We start from the raw sequence: 17,056 nt of genomic DNA on the forward strand, positions 1-17,056 counted from the left end.
CATTCCACCCACCCCACCGCTGAAAACGGGTGTCAGACCCGGCGACGCGGGGCATCGTGCGCGCCGCATGGCGCAGACACCCCCTACCTCAGAGGCCCGGCCCCGGCCTCCAGTCCCCACGCTCTTCCGCGTGGCCCTGGCTCCCATCCAGGCCTTCTTCCGCCTGGAGGCGGCCAGCGGCATCCTGCTCGCGCTGTGCGCCGTGGCCGCCATGGTGTGGGCCAACTCGCCGTGGGCCGCCACCTACTCCGCCGTGTTCGACGCCCGCATGACGGTGGGCCTGGCGGGCGTCCACGCGGGCTTCACCATCCGCGAGTTCATCAACGACGGGCTGATGACGCTGTTCTTCTTCGTCGTCGGCATGGAAATCAAGCGCGAGCTGAGCTCGGGTGAGCTGCGCACCTTCTCCCGCGCGGTGCTGCCGCTCATCGCCGCGATGGGCGGCATGATTGTCCCCGCCGCGCTCTACGCCGCCTTCAACCAGGGGACGCCCGCGCAGGCGGGCTGGGCCATCCCCATGGCCACCGACATCGCCTTCTCCATTGGCTGCCTCACGCTGGTCAAGACGCGCGTGAGCCACGGGCTGGTCGTGTTCCTCACGGCGCTGGCCATCTTCGATGACATCGGCGGAATCCTCGTCATCGCGCTCTTCTACGGCTCGGGGCTCCACGTCAGCTGGCTCGTGGGAGCCCTGGGCGTGCTTGCCGTGCTGGCGTGCCTCAACCACTTCCAGGTGCGCAACGGCGTGGCGTACGCGCTGGCGGGCGCGGCGCTCTGGTACACGATGCACCACGGCGGCATCCACGCCACGCTGTCGGGCGTGGTGCTGGGCCTGTTCATGCCCGCCCGGCCCCTGCGTCCGGGCCGCCACGTGCTGGAGGAACTGCGCCTCTACGTGGACCGGGCGCTCCAGACGGCGATGGACGAGGCGACGCGGGGCGCGCAGATTCTCTACCTCGAGGAGCGCCTGGAGGAGCTGGAGCCGCCGCTCAACCGCTTCGTCCACCTGTGGCACGTGCCCGTGGCGTACGGCATCGTCCCCCTCTTCGCCCTGGCCAACTCGGGCATCTCCCTGGAGGGCATGGGCTGGGCGGACCTGCTCCGGCCGCTGCCGCTGGGCATCATCGCCGGCCTCTTCGTGGGCAAGCAGGTGGGCATCTTCCTGTTCACCTGGGGCTCGCTGAAGCTGGGCGTGGCCGACCGGCCCGGCGGTGCGACGCTGCCGCAGCTTCACGGCGTCGCGGTGGTGGCGGGCATTGGCTTCACGGTGGCCCTGTTCGTGGCGGGGCTGGCCTTCCCCACCCAGCCGGAGCTGCTCACGGAGGCCAAGCTGGGCATTCTGGTGGGCTCGCTGCTTTCCGCGGTGGTGGGCTACGCACTCTTGCGCTTCGTGGCGAAACCGGCCGTCCCGGCGTAACGTAGAGGACAGGAACGCTCGTGATTCTCCAAGACCTCAACCGCGTGCGGCAAATCACCGTCATCGCGGCACGCCACGGCTTTGGCGAGCTGGCGGAGCGCGCGGGGCTGTGGCGCATCCTCGGCCGCAAGGAGAAGGTGGAAGTCTCTCCGGAGGCCCAGCGCGCCTCCACCGCGCGGCGCTTCCGCATGCTGCTCAACGACCTGGGCCCCACCTTCGTCAAGCTGGGGCAGGTGCTGTCCACCCGCGCCGACCTGTTGCCCGCCGAGTACATCGACGAGCTGGCCATGCTCCAGGACCACGTGGAGCCCATCTCCCTGGAGGATGTCCGCGCGCAGATTGAAGGTTCGCTCGGCGCCAGCGTGGAGAGCCTCTTCGCCACCATCGACTCGGCGCCGCTGGCCGCCGCGTCCATCGCCCAGGTGCACCGCGCGCTGACGTTGGAGGGCGAAGAGGTGGTGGTGAAGGTGCAGCGGCCAGGCATCGCCGAGCGCATCGACTCCGACCTGGGCGTGCTGCGCAGCCTGGCGCGCCTGCTGGAGGCCGTGGTGGAGGAGACGGGCGTGTACACGCTCACCGGCATCGTGGATGAGTTCGACCGGGCCATCCACGAGGAGTTGGACTTCATCAACGAGGCCACCAACATCCGGGCCTTCCTGGAGAACCACCGCGAGCGGCCCTACCTCAAGATTCCGCGCGTCTACTCCGGCCTGTCCAGCCGCACGGTGCTGACCATGGAGTTCATCCGCGGCGTGAAGCTCAACCCCGCGGAGCTGAGCGAGCCCGAGCGCAAGGCCATTGCCCAGAACATCCTGGACGCCTCCTTCCGGCAGCTCTTCGAGGACGGCCTGTTCCACGGCGACCCGCACCCGGGCAACCTCCTGCTGCTGGAGGACCACCGGCTGGCGCTGCTGGACTTCGGCGTGGTGGGCCGGCTGTCGCGCCCCATGCAGGAGACGCTGGTCATGCTGTGCCTGGCGGTGGCGCTCAAGGACAGCGAATCCGTGGCGCGCATCCTCTACCGCGTGGGCGTGCCGGACGCGCGCGCCAACCTGGTGGGCTTCCGCAACGACATCGAGGCGCTGCTCGGCCAGCACCTGACCACGACGCTGGGACAGGTGGACACGCGCTCGCTGCTGAGGGACTTGCTGGACCTGGCGGTGAAGTACCGCATCCGCATCCCCAAGGAGTACGCGCTGCTCAGCCGGGCCTCCGTGTCCACGGAGGGCATGCTGCGCAGCCTGTACCCGGAGATGAACATCATCGAGGTGGCGCTGCCGTACGCCAAGGAGCTGCTCGCCGGGCGCTACGATCCGATGCAGCTCCAGGGCGGGCTGATGCGCACGCTGCTGCGCTTCCAGGCCATGGCGCAGGACCTGCCCACGCAGTTGTCGCAGATCCTGCTGGACATGGAGTCCGGCAAGTTCACCGTCACGGTGCGCGCGGACCAGTTCGAAAAGCTGAATGAGAACCTGCGCAGTGCGGCGGTGATTGCCTTCATGGGCCTGTGCGCGTGCGGGTTCATCGTGGGCGCGTTCATCTCCTTCGCGCCCAAGCCGTGGATGTACGGCAACGTGCCGGTGCTCGGCGTGGTGGGCATCGCGGTGGCGGCGGCCTTCTTCGGCGCGGCGATTACCTGGTACCTCTTCGGCGGCCGGGGCCTGGGCAAGGTGCGCTTGAGCCGCTTCCTCAAGAAGCCCAAGCGCAAGTAGCCCGCCGCCTCTACACGGGCCGGCGCCACAGGTCGGCGAGGTCCGCCGGGAGCTGCGAGGCCACGGCCGCCACCTCGTCGTCTGGAATCCGATCCCGGATGGCGGTGAACACCACCGTCAGGACGCGCAGCGCCTGATCCCCGGGGATGCGGAGGTGGTCCGCCACGTCGGTGATGAACTCCGCGCGGCCCATGCGCTTCGCGTGGGACGGGCCCCGGTGGATGTTGCACGTCCCGAGGAGGGTGCCAATGCCGCCCTTCCCCAGCGACCAGAGCAGCTTGAGGTCCTCTCCGTCGGACAGGCGCCGCGCGAGCGTGCAGAACACCGCCTCCGCGCCCTTCCGGGCGTCCACGCCATTCACCTGGAACTCGCGGCTGTTGCCGAGCTCGTCCAGGAAGCCCTGAAGGTCCTGGGGTTCGTCGCGCTCCTTGACCGGCGTGGCGTTGTTGATGGGGGGGTCGGTGTACTCAGCCATTGGGTTGCCTCCTTGAATGCCAGTGCGGCCGTGCCGCGCGCCTGTCATGGTGGCCACGGCAGGTGCACGCTTCAGCCGGAGCGCGCCGCGCGCCTTGGCCCGCCTCCCCGGGGGCGGGTGCCCGAAAGGATGCTCCCAGGCGAAGCGCGAATGACGAATCGCTCTCTGAATAACAAGCAATTCACCCTGAACCCGTGGGAGGATTTCCGGCGGACACAATCCCTCTCCCAGGAGAAACAAGGTGCTTCGTTCCGCTGCTCCGAGGCCGTCCATCCTGCTGCCGCTGGCCACCGTCCTGATGGCGCTCGGCGTGCTGCTCGCCGCGCCGCCCGCCTGGGCGGAGAAGCCGGCCAAGCCCACGAGCAGGCCCGCGGACCGGCACTACATCCGGAAGATCCTTCCATCCAAGCTGCCCCCCAAGGACAAGAACACCGTCATCGAGTCACGAATCGATGTCAGCCGGGATGTGAAGGAGATCAACGAGGGCAAGGCCAAGAAGGGAAACGAGTCCGGGACCGTGACCTGGACCATCCACAAGCGGACCTACGGTGCCCACACGAATGGCACGCTGTTTCCCATCCGGGGCGTCGGGTTCCATGAACTGAATCGCGGTGGCTTCAAAGCGCTGGAGGTCTACAACCAGTTCAAAGACACGCCACGCGCCACGGAAATCATGGACAAAATCGGCATCCCGCCCGCAGATAGAAAGGCAGCGCTCAAGGCTCACAAAGCCGGGTGAGAGAGGACCATGCATCCCGAACGACTGATTCTTGGATTTCTCGTGCGCGGCGACGTGAGCGAAGCACGCCTCTTCGAGGGCATCGCGCGCGCGCTTGGCGTTCCTCCCGACGGAACAGCCCGCTTCGACATCGACCGCCCGTCCGACGCGGCCGTGCTCGTCGATGTCACGCTCCGGCCCGCGGGCTTCCGCACCGATGTGTCCCTCTACGTGGATGTCTCCCGCGCCAGCGGCGCCCGTGGGCTCACCTCCGTGGCGGTGGCGACGCGGGTAGCTGCCCTGCTCGGGGAGGAGGTCATCGTCTCGCCTCCCGCGGACGACCCCGCTGTCGCCAGCACCTGGTTCCTCGTCACCCCCGACGGCAAGCGCTTCCGGGCCACTGAAGCCTCGCTGGGCGAGGATGAGGACGCCGTCGATATTGACCGAGCCACCCTGCGCCCCGAATAGCTCGGGCGCGGCGCGAGGTACGGCCTCGCGGCCACGCGCTCCAAAAGAAAAGGCCACCGCGGCGTCACGAAGACGTCCGCGATGGCCTTCTCACCCAAGCGGTCAGACGCCCCGCTCACCCAAGCGGTCAGACTCCCCGCTCACCCATGTGCCGCCGGGCGCGGCGCATCGCCATGCTCCGGGTGCTGCGGCGACTCGTGGGTCTCATCGTCCTTCTTGCCGAACCGCTCGCCCAGCCGCGTCTTCATGCGGTCCGCAACCACGTAGAAGGCGGGCACCACCAGCAGGCTGAGCACCGTGGACACGGACAGTCCACCGAGCACTGCGATGGACATGGGCGCGCGCGTCTCCGAGCCCGCTCCCAGCGCCAGCGCCGCTGGCACCGCCGCCATCATGGTCGCGGTGGACGTCATGAGGATGGGCCGCAGCCGCACCGGTCCCGCGCGCAGCATGGCCTGCATCGCGTCCGCGCCGCGCTCCCGCTCTTGCAGCGCGTAGTCCACCAGGATGATGGAGTTCTTCTTCACGATGCCCATCAGCAGCAACAGGCCGATCATGCTGAAGATGTTCAGCGTGGTGCCCGTAGCGAACAGGGCGAAGGCCGCGCCCGCCACTGACAGCGGCAGAATCGTGAGCACCGTCACCGGGTGCAGGAACGAATTGAACTGCGCGCCCAGCACCATGTACGCCACGCCAATCCCGAGGAAGAGCGCGAAGAACAGGCTGCTCATCGAGTCGCGGAAGGCCACGCTGGCGCCACCCGCCACAACACGCACACCGCCCGGCAACTCCTTCGCCAGTCGCTCCACCGTCGCCAGGGCCTCTTCCTGGTTCGAACTCGGCGCCACGTTCGCGTAGACGCTGATGGCGCGCTCACGGTCCCGCCGGGTGATGGCCTGCAGCGCGGGCCGCTCCTCCTGCGTCACCAGCGACGACAACGGCACCAGCGCGCCGCTGGCCGTCCGGACCTTCAGCGTGGAGAGGTCCTCCGGCCTGGAGCGCTGGTCCGCCAGGAGCCGCATGCGCACGTCGATGCGCCGGCCGCCGGTGCTGTACTTGCCCACGCGCACGCCGCCCACCAGCGCGTTGATGGTCGTGGCCACCGACTGGATGGGCACGCCCAGGTCCGCCGCGCGGCCCCGGTCCGGGGTGATGCGCAGCTCCGGCATGCCCAACTGGTAGTCCGTGTCCACGTCCACCACCTTGCCGCTGGCCTGGAGCTTCTCCCGCATCTCCTGGCTGGCCTCCACCAGCTGCTCCCATTCCGAGCCGCGCACGCTGAACTCCACCGGGAAGCCGCGCTGCGCCGTGAAGCCGCTCTGGGACTGGTCCTGCACCACCGCGCGCAGGCCCGGGTAGCTGTTGAACTCCTTGCGGAGGATCTGCTGGAACTCCGCCTGCGGCATGCGCTCGTCGGGCGGCTTCAAGCTGACGAACATCATGCCGGTGTTGACCGCGCCGCTGCCGAAACCGCCGACGACGGAGAAGACGCGCGTCACCTCGGGCCGGCTGCTGGCGAACTCCTCCGCGCGCAGGAACAGCCGGTTCGTCTCGTCGATGTTGCTGCCCACCGCCGTCTGCATGCGCACCAGCAGGCGGCTCTGGTCCTGGGACGGCACGAACTCACCCGGCAGCGCACGGAAGACGAAGACGCTGGAGGCCGTCAGCACTACCGCCGCGCCCAGCACCCACCACGGCCGCTTCAGGCCCCAGGCCAGGGTGCGCGCGTAGACGCGCTCCAGCTTCTCGAAGCCCCGGTCCACCCAGACGCCAATCCGGCTGCGGCCTTCACGCGACGTCTTGAGCAACTGCGCGCAGCGCGCGGGGGCCAGGGTGATGGCCTCCACGTAGGACAGGAGCACCGCCACGCACAGCGTCACGCCGAACTGGAGGAAGTACTTGCCGATGACGCCGCTCATGAAGACGACGGGCAGGAAGATGGCTACCACCGCCGCCGTCGCCGCCAGCGCGGCGAAGGTGATTTCCGCGGTGCCCTCGCGCGCGGCGCGCACCCGGTCCTTCCCCTCTTCGGAGTGCCGGTAGATGTTCTCCAGCACCATGATGGCGTCGTCCACGACGATGCCCACCGCCAGCGCCAGGCCCAGTAACGTGAAGGTGTTGAGCGTGAAGCCCAGGAAGTAGATGACCGCCACCGTCCCCAGCAGCGACATGGGGATGGCCAGCACCACGTTCATCGTGCTGGAGATCGAGCCCAGGAACACCCAGCACACGAAGGCGGTGAGGATGCACGCGAGCATCAGCTCGAACTCGATTTCGTGGACGCTCTCCTCGATGAACTGCGTCGAGTCGAAGTTGATGCCCAGCTGCATCCCCTCCGGCAGGTCCTTCTGCATCTTGTCCAGCTCGGCCCGGATGCCCTGGGCCACCGCCACGGCGTTGGCACCGCGCTGCTTCTTGATGCCCAGGCCCTGCGCCGGCTCGCCGTTGATGCGCGCCATGCGGCGCACGTCCTCGAAGCCGTCCTCCACCAGCGCCACGTCCTTCAGGTAGACGGGGAAGCCGCCCTGCTCGCGCACGATGATGCGCCGCAGCGTCTCCAGGTCCAGCGCCTCGCCCATGACGCGGACGTTGACCTCGCGGCCCTGTGTCTCGATGCGGCCGGCGGGCAGCTCCACGTGCTCGCGCTGGAGCGCCGCGGACACGTCCGTCACCGTGAGGCCCAGCGCGTCCAGCTTCTGCGCGTCCACCCAGATGCGGACGTTGCGCTCCAGCATGCCGCCCAGCTGCACCTCGCCCACGCCCGGAATCGTCTGGAGCTTCTCCTTCACGCGGTAGCGGGCGTAGTCACTCACCACCTGCTGGCTGAAGGGCCCGGACACGCCGACCCAGAGGATGGGTTGGTCCTCCGGGTTGGACTTGGAGATGATGGGCGGATCGATGTCCAGCGGCAGCCGGCGCTGCACCTGGCTCACCTTGGTCTGCACGTCCTGGAGCGCCAGGTCCACGTTGCGCGACAGGTCCAGCTCGACGGTGATGTTGCCGCCGCCCTGGCGCGCGGTGGAGTTGATGGCCGTGACGCCCTCCACCTGCGTCACCGCTTCCTCGATGAACTCGAGGACGTCGCTCTCCACCGCCTCCGGGTTGGCGCCTTCCCACGTGACGGAGATGTTGATGGTGGGGAAGTCGACGTCCGGGAACTGGCTGATGCCAATACGCTGCGCGGCCACCAGTCCGAAGACGATGGTGGCCGCCATGATCATCCACGCCAGGACGGGCTTCTTGATGCACGCCTCGGTGATGTTCATTGCCGGGCGCCTCCGCCGCCGCTGGCGGCCTCCGGCTCCAGCCGGGGCTCACCCGTGAAGGTGGGTTTGGGTCCCTCCGCCACGCGCACGTTGGCCCCGTCGCGCAGGGCCTCACCGCCGCGCACCACCAGCAGCTCACCGGGCTTCACGCCGTCACGGACCTCCACGCGGCCATCCGCGGTGCGCAGGCCCAGCTCCAGCACGCGCTCACGCGCCTTGTTGCCCTCCACCACGTAGGCCAGGAAGCCGCGTTCGCTGGCGCGCACCGCCGTCTGCGGAATCACCGGACTGCCGCCGCGCGTATCCACGGGCACCGCCACCGTGGCGAAGGCGCCCGGACGGAGCCGCTCGGCGTCCTCACCGGTGACTTCCGCCGTCACCGGCACCATGCGGCTGGCATCATCCGCGGCGGCGGCCACGTGTGTGATTTTCGCCGTGAAAGAGCCACCCTCCGCGGCCCGAACGGAGAAGCGCGCCGTCATGCCGGGCTGGATGCGGGACACGTCCGCCGCCGGAACCGTGAAGCGCAGCAGCAACGGCTCGCGCCGCAGCAGCGTGGCCAACACGATGCCGGGCTGCACGTACTGGCCCGTCTGCACCGTGCGCGTCTGGAGCACGCCGTCCATGGGCGCGCGCACATAGGCGTCACGCTGGTTGAGCTGCGCCTGGTCCAGCAGCGCCTTCGCCGCCGCCACGTCCGCCTCCGCCGTGCGCGCGCGCGCCTCGAAGGTCTCCAACTGCTCGGCGGGCAGCAGACCGGGGCTGGCCTGGTTCACCGCGGTGCGGCGCTGCGCACCGGCCTCCGCCTCCACCAGCGTGGCGCGGGCTCGCGCCAGCGCGGCCTCCGCGGACCGCACGGCGATGGCGTAGCGGGCGGGCTCGATCTCCGCGAGCACCGCGCCCCTCTTCACCGACTGCCCTTCCGCGAAGAGCACCCGCTCCACGGCGCCCGGCACGCGGGCGGTGATCTGCACCCGCTCGAAGGCCTCCACGGAGCCCACCGCGTCCACCACGTACTCCACGTCCCGCGACTCCACCGGAGCCACCTCGACGGGGAACTGGATGGCTGCTCGGCCGCGACCTGCCGGCGCTGCTCCGCCTTGGGCGCTTTGCGCGTCCTTCTTGCAGCCAGCCGCCAGGGCCAGCGCGGCCACGGCCAGACCCAACGTTCCTGCGCGTCGCATGTCCTTCACGGTTCCTTCCCCAATGGGTCGAGTCCGACTGCCGCCCGCAGCCCCAGCAGCGCCACGCCCAGCGCGAACCGGCTCTGGGCATACGCCACCTCCGCCTCGAACTGCCGCAGCGAGGCGTCCGCCACCGTCAGCGCCGTGGACAGGCCCTGACGGTAGAGAATCCCCTGCTCCTCCGCGTTCTGCCGGGCCGTGCGGACCGCCAGGTCGCTCTGTGCCAGGGCGGCCTGGGCATTCTCCAGCGCCACCCTCGCTTGCTCGATGTCCACGTCCACCCGGCGCGTGGTGGCCTGGACCTGGAGCTCCGCCGCCCGCGCCAGGGCCACGCGCTCACGGCGCTCGGCATAGCGCTCGCCGCCGTCGAAGAAGTTCCAGATGAGGTTGACGCCCAGGAAGCCGTCACCCGTGCGGCCCGCGAGTCCGGCCTCGTTCGTGAGGCGGTAGGTGGCGGACGCGCCCAGCGTGGGGAGCAGCCGGGCGAGCGGCTCCTTGGCGCTCTCCTCCAGCGCATCCACCCGCAGCCGCGCGGCCAGGATGTCCGGCCGGCGGTCCAGGGCCCCATCCGCCAGGGAGGCGTGGGCCTGCAGCGGCCGGCTGGCGTCCGACAGCAGCACGTCCGGCGAGGCCAGGGTGCCCTTCACCGAAGACACCAGCAGGAAGCCCAGCTCCAGGCGCGTGGTCTGCGCGGCGTTGCGCGCGTTGGACATCTGCACCTCGGCGCTGGCCGCCTCCAGCTCCGCGCGCGTCACATCGTTGCTGCTGGCCAGACCCGCCTTGGCGCGGGCCGATGCGTCCTGAAGTGACTGGCGGGCGAACGCGAGGCGCTGCTCGGCGGCGCGGTACACCTGCTCCTGGGCCAGGGTGGCGAGGAAGGCGTTGGCGGCCTCGAAGCCAATCTGCCGGCGCGCCTCCACGGCCTCCAGCTCCGCCGCATCGCCGTCCCTCCGCGCCGCGCGGTACAGGAAGATGCCGCGCGCGTCGAACAGCGGCAGGGAGGCGACGAAGTTGGCGTTGAAGGCGTTGTTGCGCTGGATGACCACTGTCTGGCCACCCACTTCGCGCGTCACTTCATTCAGACGCCGGGTGTAGGTGCCCGTTCCCGTCAGCTCTGGAAAGAAGAAGGCCCGGGCCCGAGCCAGCCGGGCCCGGGCGGCCTCGGACTGCTGCTCGGCGGCCAGCGCCACCTCGTTACGCTTCGCGGCAAGCTGCACCGCCTGTTCCAGCGTCAGCGGACCACCTTCCGTGGACAGTGATTCCGCGGGCGGAGGACTTGCTGGGGCACCCTTCGTGGATTCGGAGGCGGCGGGTGCGCCCCCCTCGGTCGCGGGCTGCTGCCCCGAAGCACTGGACGCGGTCAGGGCGAGCCAGGCGCAGAGAGGCACGGTGATGGCGTGACGGGGTCTATGCATGAACAGGCGGGGATGGCTCAGGCGTCGGGGGGGGCGCGCCATATAAACGGAGGTGGAGAGAAGGGGCTATGACGATTCGGCGTCTGGACGCTGGCCTGCGCGACAGACTATGGGTGGCGTCGGGTTCTCCTGGGTTCCGTAGCTCACTGTAGAAAGATTGCGGGCGCCACCAAGCGCCCGGGAATGCTCGGCCGATGCGTTTATTCCTGATGGGTTGCGTTCTTGCGGTGGTGGTCTCCGTTTCCGGCTGCCGGAAGCAGGAAAACCCACCCAATGCCGGGGCCGTCCGCGTGCTCGTCTCATATGCGACGTTTCGTCCGGGCTGTCTCACGCTGACCGTCACGGACGTGGACGAACCCAGCCGCACCGAGACCGCCGACATCCGGATGGAGCCATCTGCCCGCAGCGACGTGCGGACGGTGGCCATCCTGGGCCGTGAGGGCTGGAGCCGGAACCTGCGGCTCACCGCGACCGCCAACGAGCGCTCCTGCAACGGGCCCGTGGTGGCACGGCACGAGGTCACCACGCAGGTGCCCACGGTGGGCACCGCGACCGTGGAGCTCGACCTGCGCGCCCTGGACCTGGATGACGACGGCTACGTCACCAGCGAGGGCGCCTTCCCTGGCTCGGATTGCAACGACGACGACCCGGCCATCCACCCCGGCGCGACGGAGCTGTGCGACGGCGTGGACAACAACTGCGTCAACGGCGAAGCGGATGCCCCCGGCGGCGCGACCTACTACCGCGACGCGGACGGTGATGGATTCGGCGACCCGTCCGCCCTGCCCAACCTCTCCTGCACGCCTCCCGCGGGCTATGTCCTGGAGGCCGGTGACTGCAACGATCAGAACCCCAACATCCACCCCAGACAGACCGAGCTCGTCTGCGACGGCAGGGACGACAACTGCGATGGGTTCATCGACAACGACCCGTTCGATGTGGGCACGCAGTGCCAGACCGAGCAGAACTGCGCTGGGTCCAAGCAGTGCGCGAGCACCGAGCTGACGACCTGCGTCAGCAGCGAGACGCCGCGGGAGTGGTTCGTGGACGAGGACGGTGACGGCCAGGCGGGCACCTCCGTGGGGCTCTGGTGCGCCAACCCGCCGCAGCACGCCGTGGAGGACAACACGGACTGTGATGAGAGCTCGCGCTTCGTGTCGAACACGGCCACCGAGGTGTGCGACCGGCTGGACAACGATTGTGACGGACAGGTGGACGAAGACCTGGCGGGCTGCGACACCGTGGCCTGGACGACGGCGAACGCGACGCCCTCCTCGATTGTCTGGGAAACGGTGGCTGCGTACCCTGGCAACAAGGGCTGGCTCGCGGGACGCGACGGCCATGTCGCCCACGTCGATGGCGGGACGCTCACCCCCGTGGCGGACTGCCCGGGCCAGTGGATGTCCTCCTGGGTGACGAACAGCGGCCGCGTGTTCCTGGGCAACAGCGCGGGCAAGTTCACCACCCGGCTGCCGACCGACACCGGCGCGTGTGTCAACGTGAATGGCCCCGGGAGCGCCAGCATCAACGGGATGGTGGGCTTCGAAAGCGGCAACAGCGTGGCGCTGTACGCGGTGGACAGCCAGGGCCGCATCCTCCGCTGGAACTACGAGGAGGGCGCCCCCACGCAGGCGGCCCCCGAGGAGCTCACGCGGCTCAACGACAACCTCAAGTCCATTGACGGCACCAGCCCGCGGACGCTGTTCGCCGCGGGCGCCGAGGCACAGGGCGGCACCAACCACCCCGTGGTCTGGCGCGGCCCCACGGAGGACGGCGGCACGTGGCAGAAGGAAGCCCTGGGCAACGTCGGGTCGACCGAATTCCTCTTCGGCATCCAGGTGCTCTCACCGAGCCATGTCTACGCCGTGGGTGACAAAGGCCTCTTCCTGGAGCGCGCGGGCACGACGTGGAGCGTGAAGCCCGCCATCACCCTGCCAACCTCGGCCCCGGCGGACATCCGCGGACTGGTGGCCTTCGGCAGCAAGGCCATCTACGCCGTGAGCTCCGGAACGAACAACATCCACTTCTTCAACGGCACGGCCTGGAGCACCGCCTTCGCGCCGTCCAGCCCCATGAACGCGCTGAGCGGAACCGGCCCGGCCGACGTCTGGGTGGCGGGCCACAGCGGCGCGCTCGTGCGCTGGCGGCCCTGAGACGGCGGGCGGACGGACACCATGGACCTGCGCGCGGACGGCCTCACGGTGCGGTACGGAGCGAGGCAGGTCCTGTCCGGCGTGAGCTGCGCGCTGCCGCCCGGGACGCAGGCACTGGTCCTGGGGCGCTCGGGCGCGGGGAAGACGACGCTGGTGAAGGCCCTGGCCGGCCTGGTGCGGCCCACGGAGGGCCGCGTGCTGTGGGATGGGCAGGATGCGGCGCGTCTGACGGCCGCCGAGCGGCGCGAGCAGCAGGCATCGTTCGGCATGGTGTTCCAGACGGACGCCCTGTTCGACTCGATGACGGTGCTGGAGAACGTCATGGCGCCACTCACCCGCCGCCACGTCCCGGAGGCCGAGGCCCGGGCCCGCGCCAGTGACGTGCTGCGGGCGGTAGGGCTCGCGGACGCGGCGGGTACACTGCCGGAGCGCCTGTCTGGCGGCATGAAGAAGCGCGCGGGAATCGCGCGGGCCCTGGCGGCGCGTCCGTCGGTGGTGCTGGCGGATGACCCGTTCGCCGGGTTGGATCCGGGCACGGCGCGGCAGGTGGCCCGGGTGCTCCTGGACGTGTCCCAGGGTGGCACGCTGCTGGTCGTGGCGACGGAGGCTCCGATGGACCTGCCCCTGCCCCGCTGGCTGTACCTGCGGAGCGGCCGGCTGGTTCATGACGGGCCCCCCGCGCCCGAGTGGGAGGATGCACCGGACGAGGTGCCGGCATGACGCGAAGTGCGCGAGCTCATCGAGGTGCCATGACGCGCCACCCGGAGGGCGTGACCACAGCCGTGCCGCCGCCGAGTCCGCACCCGGATGAGATGCCGCCATGGCGCTCCTGACGAGGCTCGGACGAACGGCGCTGGACGCGCTCCGCGGAACCGGCGCGCTGGGCCTGGTCGTGGGCCGCACGGTGCTGGCGCTGCCGAAACTGGAGCGCCGCGAGCTGGGCCGTGCGCTGGTGCAATTCGGCTACGGCTCCCTGCCGCTCGCCCTGGCCACAGCGGCGCTGGCCGGCATCATCGTGGTGCTGCAGTCGGGCATCTACGTCCAGCGCTTCGGCGCGCGGGCCTTCCTCGGCTGGGCGGCGGGCTATGGCGTGCTGTGGGAGTTCGGCCCGCTGCTGCTGGGCCTCATCATGTCGGCGCGGCTCGGCGCGCGAAACGCGGCGGAGCTGGCGCTGATGCAGGTGGGCGGACAGATTGAAGGGCTGAGAGGCATCGGCCTGGACCCCTTCGCCATCCTCGTCGCGCCTCGCGTGGTGGCCATGGAGGTCAGCATGCTGGCGCTCAGCGGCGTCACCTTCGCGGTGGCCATCCTCTTCGAGTCCGTGGCCGCCCTGCTCGCCCTGGGCCTTCCGGTGCGCGTCTTCTTCGGCACCTTCTCCCAGCTCCTGGGGCCGCTCGACCTCCTGGGCGGCGTGGTGAAGACGGGCATCTTCGGACTGGCCATCGCCCTGCTGTCCACCACCGTGGGCCTGTCCGCCCGAGGCGGCGCACACGCCGTGGGCCAGGCGGCGGCCAACGCGGTGGTGCGCAGTTGCGCGGCCATCTTCGTCCTCGACTTCGCCCTCACGTCCTTGCTCGCGGGGTGGATGGGATGAACGGCGTGCTGTCGTTCTTCGGAGCGCCGGTGGTGATGCTGGCGCGCACGGTGCGCGCCTCCACCCGGGACGGCGTGCCCTGGCGCGAGTCCCTGGCGCAGCTCCACGAGCTGGGCGGGCGCAGCGTGTGGCTGGTGATGTCCGGCATGGCCTTCTTCGGCGCGGTGCTCGTCACCATCGCCAACAGCCAGGCACGGCGCTTCGTGGGCAACGTGGCGGTGCTGGGGCCCGCGTACTTCGAGCTGCTCATCCGCGAGCTGGGCCCGGCGGTGTCCGCGCTGCTCACGGCCTCACGCGCGGGCGCGGCTCACGCGGCCGAGCTGTCCACCATGAGCGTCAACGAACAGGTGGAGGCCCTGGAGATGTCCGCGGGCGACCCCTACGCGGACCTCGTCGCGCCCCGGGTGTTCGCGGGTGTGATGGGCGTGCCCCTGCTGTGCATCCTGGGCACCATCGCGGCCACGCTGTCCGCGGCGGCCGTGGCGCAGTTCGCCTTCGGCGTGGATGGGCGGGCCTTCATGGATCCGCGCTACGTGGACGGCTGGGACTTGCTGGCCGCACTCCTGAAGGCCGCGGGCTGCGGGCTCTACATTCCGCTGGCGGCGGCGGTGGCGGGCCTCAAGGCGCGCGGCGGCGCCGAGGCCGTGGGTGAGGCCACCACCGACGGCGTGGTGGCGGCGAGCCTGGGATGCCTGCTCATCGACCTCGCCGTGTCGCTGGCCTTCCAACTGCTGCGCCTGTGAGCGAGCCCCACGCATGACGCCCCTTCCCGACAGCGAGGCCCTGCGATTCCGGGACGTGCACGTCGCGTTCGACGAGGGACGCCGGCGCGTGCTCGCGGGGCTCACGGCGGAGGTGTCCACGAAGGAGCTGACGTTCATCGCGGGCGCCAGTGGCACCGGGAAGAGCGTGCTGTGCCGGCTGGCGGTGGGGTTGCTGCGCCCGGACGCCGGCGAAGTGGTGCTGTGGGGGGAACGCGTGGACTCCAGGCCCGAGCGCGAGCTGGTGCCGCTGCGCCGACAGGCGCCCTATCTGGTGCAGGGCCCGGCGCTGTTGGACTGGCGCACGCTCCGGCAGAACGTATGGCTGGCGGACCCGGCGGCGTCCGTGGACGACGTGGACGCCGCGCTGGCGCAGGTGGGTCTTCTGGACTGGGCGGACCGGCTGCCACCAGAGCTGGGGCCCGGAGCGAAGAAACGGACGGCCATCGCCCGGGCGTTGGTGCTCAAGCCGCGCTATCTCCTCTTCGACGAGCCGACGACGGGCCTGGACCGGAAGGCGGCGGGCCAGGTGGAGGAGGCGCTCGCGTCGCTGAAGGCGCGGGGCCTTGGGGGGATGGTGGTGTCCCACGACTACCGGCAGTTGAAGGCGCTGGCGGACCGGGTGCTGGTGGTGGCGAACAAGCAATGTGCCTACCTGGGCACGCCGAAGGGCTTTCTGGAGTCCTCCGCGCCCGAGCTGCGAGTACTGACAGCGCCATTCATGGAGGGCGCGACGGATGGATGAGCGACGGTTGGAGCTGAAGGTGGGCGCCCTGGTGCTGGCCGCCATCGTGGGCGTGCTGTTGTTGCTGTGGCTGATGGGCGAATTGAAGCTGGGCTCGGAGACGGGGCTGGCGGTGGACTTCGGCCACACGGGGAACGTGGTGAAGGGCGCCCCCGTGAAGCTGGGCGGCGTGCAGGTGGGCCGCGTGCAGGACATCCAGCTCCAACCCGAGCGGCGGGACGCCCAGGGACGCCCGCTGCCTGTGAGGATGGAGCTCGCGGTGGCGCCGGAGGCCGTGGGCGCGCTGCGCAAGGACGCGCGCGTGACGGTGGCCACGGTGGGCATCCTGGGAGAGCCCTATCTGGAGCTGAACCCGGGCTCGGCGCCGGAGCGGCTGCCCGCAGGCACGGCCGTGCGGGGAACGGACGCGCCCCGGCTGGATGTCCTGGCCGAGCAGCTCACTCGCTTCGTGGACCTGCTGTCCCAGATGCTGGAGGAGGACCCGGAGGCCATCCGCGGCCTCGCGGCGAACGTCTCCCGGCTGGCGCGGACGCTGGACCAGTTGCTGACGGAGAACCGGGGCGACGTGAAGGTGCTGGCGTCCGAGCTGGCGGCGGCCTCGAAGGACTTGCGCCAGCTCGCGGGGCTCGCGCGCGAGGCCTTCCAGCCTGGAGGCAAGGGCGCGCGGCTGTTGGACGATGCCTCGGCGGCAGCGGCCGTCGTGCGCCGCGACCTGCCGGGGCTGACGAAGTCCGCCGGGACGACGCTGGACGGACTGGCGGCCGTGACGGGGGCGCTGGGGCCCGAGGATGGCGCGCGGGTCAAGGTCGCGCTGGAGCGCCTCACCTCGGCCTCAGGACAATTGGAGAGCATCGCGGCCCGCGCGGACCGGGTGCTGGCGAAGCTCGAGGCCGGCGAGGGCACCGCGGGCGCGGTGCTCCAGGACGGCACGCTCTACGAGGAGCTGCGCATGCTGGTGACGGACCTCCGCAAGCACCCGTGGAAGGTGCTCTGGAAGGACTGAGGCCCGGGCGTCGGGCACCTATCAGGACGCAGCGTGAAGACGTGCAAACACGGGCCCAACTGTTCAGGGAGTGGCCTCCCCCCATTCTGGGAGCGCACCAAACCATTGCTGGTGGTACAAGCCCGGGCCTCAGTCCTTCCAGAGC

Annotated in this window: 14 protein-coding genes; 10 read left to right on the forward strand and 4 right to left on the reverse strand. The window is 70.2% G+C overall.

Annotated elements, in window-relative coordinates:
* Nucleotides 1-67: 67 nt before the first annotated feature.
* Together nhaA and FMQ63_RS34630 are read left to right on the forward strand one after the other, a co-directional pair.
* Nucleotides 68-1,417: a Na+/H+ antiporter NhaA gene (gene nhaA / locus FMQ63_RS34625; RefSeq protein ID WP_011553908.1), complete on the forward strand. Its 1,350-nt coding sequence runs from the start codon at nt 68-70 to the stop codon at nt 1,415-1,417.
* 20 nt (nt 1,418-1,437) lie between these two features.
* Nucleotides 1,438-3,129, forward strand: a complete 1,692-nt coding sequence (locus FMQ63_RS34630) for an AarF/ABC1/UbiB kinase family protein (RefSeq protein WP_011553909.1) — start codon at nt 1,438-1,440, stop codon at nt 3,127-3,129.
* A 10-nt stretch (nt 3,130-3,139) separates the two neighbouring features.
* On the opposite strand, the gene FMQ63_RS34635 is transcribed toward FMQ63_RS34630, so the two are convergent.
* On the reverse strand, nt 3,140-3,604 hold the full coding sequence (locus FMQ63_RS34635; protein ID WP_020478096.1) for a DUF2267 domain-containing protein: 465 nt from the start codon (nt 3,602-3,604) through the stop codon (nt 3,140-3,142).
* 241 nt (nt 3,605-3,845) lie between these two features.
* On the opposite strand from FMQ63_RS34635, the gene FMQ63_RS34640 reads away from it, so the two are divergent.
* Both FMQ63_RS34640 and FMQ63_RS34645 read left to right on the forward strand, forming a co-directional pair.
* On the forward strand, nt 3,846-4,343 hold the full coding sequence (locus tag FMQ63_RS34640; RefSeq protein WP_020478097.1) for a hypothetical protein: 498 nt from the start codon (nt 3,846-3,848) through the stop codon (nt 4,341-4,343).
* Nucleotides 4,344-4,352: 9 nt separating this feature from the next.
* On the forward strand, nt 4,353-4,790 hold the full coding sequence (locus FMQ63_RS34645; RefSeq protein ID WP_011553912.1) for a hypothetical protein: 438 nt from the start codon (nt 4,353-4,355) through the stop codon (nt 4,788-4,790).
* Nucleotides 4,791-4,930: 140 nt separating this feature from the next.
* On the opposite strand, the gene FMQ63_RS34650 is transcribed toward FMQ63_RS34645, so the two are convergent.
* From FMQ63_RS34650 to FMQ63_RS34660, 3 genes are read right to left on the reverse strand one after another with little or no spacing between them, the layout of a single operon-like run.
* Nucleotides 4,931-8,056, reverse strand: a complete 3,126-nt coding sequence (locus tag FMQ63_RS34650) for an efflux RND transporter permease subunit (protein WP_011553913.1) — start codon at nt 8,054-8,056, stop codon at nt 4,931-4,933.
* A complete protein-coding gene (locus FMQ63_RS34655; RefSeq protein ID WP_011553914.1) occupies nt 8,053-9,240 on the reverse strand; it encodes an efflux RND transporter periplasmic adaptor subunit in 1,188 nt (395 codons plus the stop codon). The genes FMQ63_RS34650 and FMQ63_RS34655 overlap by 4 nt, the downstream gene beginning before the upstream one ends.
* A 5-nt stretch (nt 9,241-9,245) precedes the next feature.
* The gene (locus FMQ63_RS34660) at nt 9,246-10,655 is read right to left on the reverse strand and encodes a TolC family protein (protein ID WP_011553915.1); all 1,410 of its coding nucleotides are present in this window, start codon (nt 10,653-10,655) and stop codon (nt 9,246-9,248) included.
* A 290-nt stretch (nt 10,656-10,945) separates the two neighbouring features.
* Here FMQ63_RS34660 and FMQ63_RS34665 point away from each other — a divergent pair, with 290 nt between their 5' ends.
* From FMQ63_RS34665 to FMQ63_RS34690, 6 genes are all read left to right on the forward strand, one after another.
* Nucleotides 10,946-12,808: a putative metal-binding motif-containing protein gene (locus FMQ63_RS34665; protein ID WP_225909284.1), complete on the forward strand. Its 1,863-nt coding sequence runs from the start codon at nt 10,946-10,948 to the stop codon at nt 12,806-12,808.
* A 21-nt stretch (nt 12,809-12,829) separates the two neighbouring features.
* A complete protein-coding gene (locus FMQ63_RS34670; protein WP_011553918.1) occupies nt 12,830-13,528 on the forward strand; it encodes an ABC transporter ATP-binding protein in 699 nt (232 codons plus the stop codon).
* A gap of 100 nt (nt 13,529-13,628) precedes the next feature.
* Nucleotides 13,629-14,402, forward strand: coding sequence for an ABC transporter permease (locus FMQ63_RS34675; protein ID WP_011553919.1), 774 nt, complete (start codon nt 13,629-13,631; stop codon nt 14,400-14,402).
* Complete coding sequence (locus FMQ63_RS34680) at nt 14,399-15,145, forward strand: ABC transporter permease (RefSeq protein WP_011553920.1); 747 nt, start codon at nt 14,399-14,401, stop codon at nt 15,143-15,145. The genes FMQ63_RS34675 and FMQ63_RS34680 overlap by 4 nt, the downstream gene beginning before the upstream one ends.
* A gap of 13 nt (nt 15,146-15,158) precedes the next feature.
* Nucleotides 15,159-15,908: an ABC transporter ATP-binding protein gene (locus tag FMQ63_RS34685; RefSeq protein WP_020478098.1), complete on the forward strand. Its 750-nt coding sequence runs from the start codon at nt 15,159-15,161 to the stop codon at nt 15,906-15,908.
* Entirely contained in the window at nt 15,901-16,911 is a 1,011-nt protein-coding gene (locus tag FMQ63_RS34690) for an MlaD family protein (RefSeq protein ID WP_011553922.1), read from the forward strand. Before FMQ63_RS34685 ends, FMQ63_RS34690 begins: the two co-directional genes overlap by 8 nt.
* Nucleotides 16,912-17,056: the final 145 nt, after the last annotated feature.

This window comes from Myxococcus sp. CA005, from assembly GCF_006518205.1.
Lineage (GTDB): Bacteria > Myxococcota > Myxococcia > Myxococcales > Myxococcaceae > Myxococcus > Myxococcus xanthus.

Excerpts from the sequence above, each read along its gene's own strand:
- nhaA (WP_011553908.1), top strand. The coding sequence starts at position 68 with ATGGCGCAGACACCCCCTACCTCAGAGGCCCGGCCCCGGCCTCCAGTC.
- FMQ63_RS34635 (WP_020478096.1), bottom strand. The coding sequence starts at position 3,604 with ATGGCTGAGTACACCGACCCCCCCATCAACAACGCCACGCCGGTCAAG.
- FMQ63_RS34645 (WP_011553912.1), top strand. The coding sequence starts at position 4,353 with ATGCATCCCGAACGACTGATTCTTGGATTTCTCGTGCGCGGCGACGTG.
- FMQ63_RS34650 (WP_011553913.1), bottom strand. The coding sequence starts at position 8,056 with ATGAACATCACCGAGGCGTGCATCAAGAAGCCCGTCCTGGCGTGGATG.
- FMQ63_RS34655 (WP_011553914.1), bottom strand. The coding sequence starts at position 9,240 with ATGCGACGCGCAGGAACGTTGGGTCTGGCCGTGGCCGCGCTGGCCCTG.
- FMQ63_RS34660 (WP_011553915.1), bottom strand. The coding sequence starts at position 10,655 with ATGCATAGACCCCGTCACGCCATCACCGTGCCTCTCTGCGCCTGGCTC.
- FMQ63_RS34670 (WP_011553918.1), top strand. The coding sequence starts at position 12,830 with ATGGACCTGCGCGCGGACGGCCTCACGGTGCGGTACGGAGCGAGGCAG.
- FMQ63_RS34675 (WP_011553919.1), top strand. The coding sequence starts at position 13,629 with ATGGCGCTCCTGACGAGGCTCGGACGAACGGCGCTGGACGCGCTCCGC.
- FMQ63_RS34680 (WP_011553920.1), top strand. The coding sequence starts at position 14,399 with ATGAACGGCGTGCTGTCGTTCTTCGGAGCGCCGGTGGTGATGCTGGCG.
- FMQ63_RS34685 (WP_020478098.1), top strand. The coding sequence starts at position 15,159 with ATGACGCCCCTTCCCGACAGCGAGGCCCTGCGATTCCGGGACGTGCAC.
- FMQ63_RS34690 (WP_011553922.1), top strand. The coding sequence starts at position 15,901 with ATGGATGAGCGACGGTTGGAGCTGAAGGTGGGCGCCCTGGTGCTGGCC.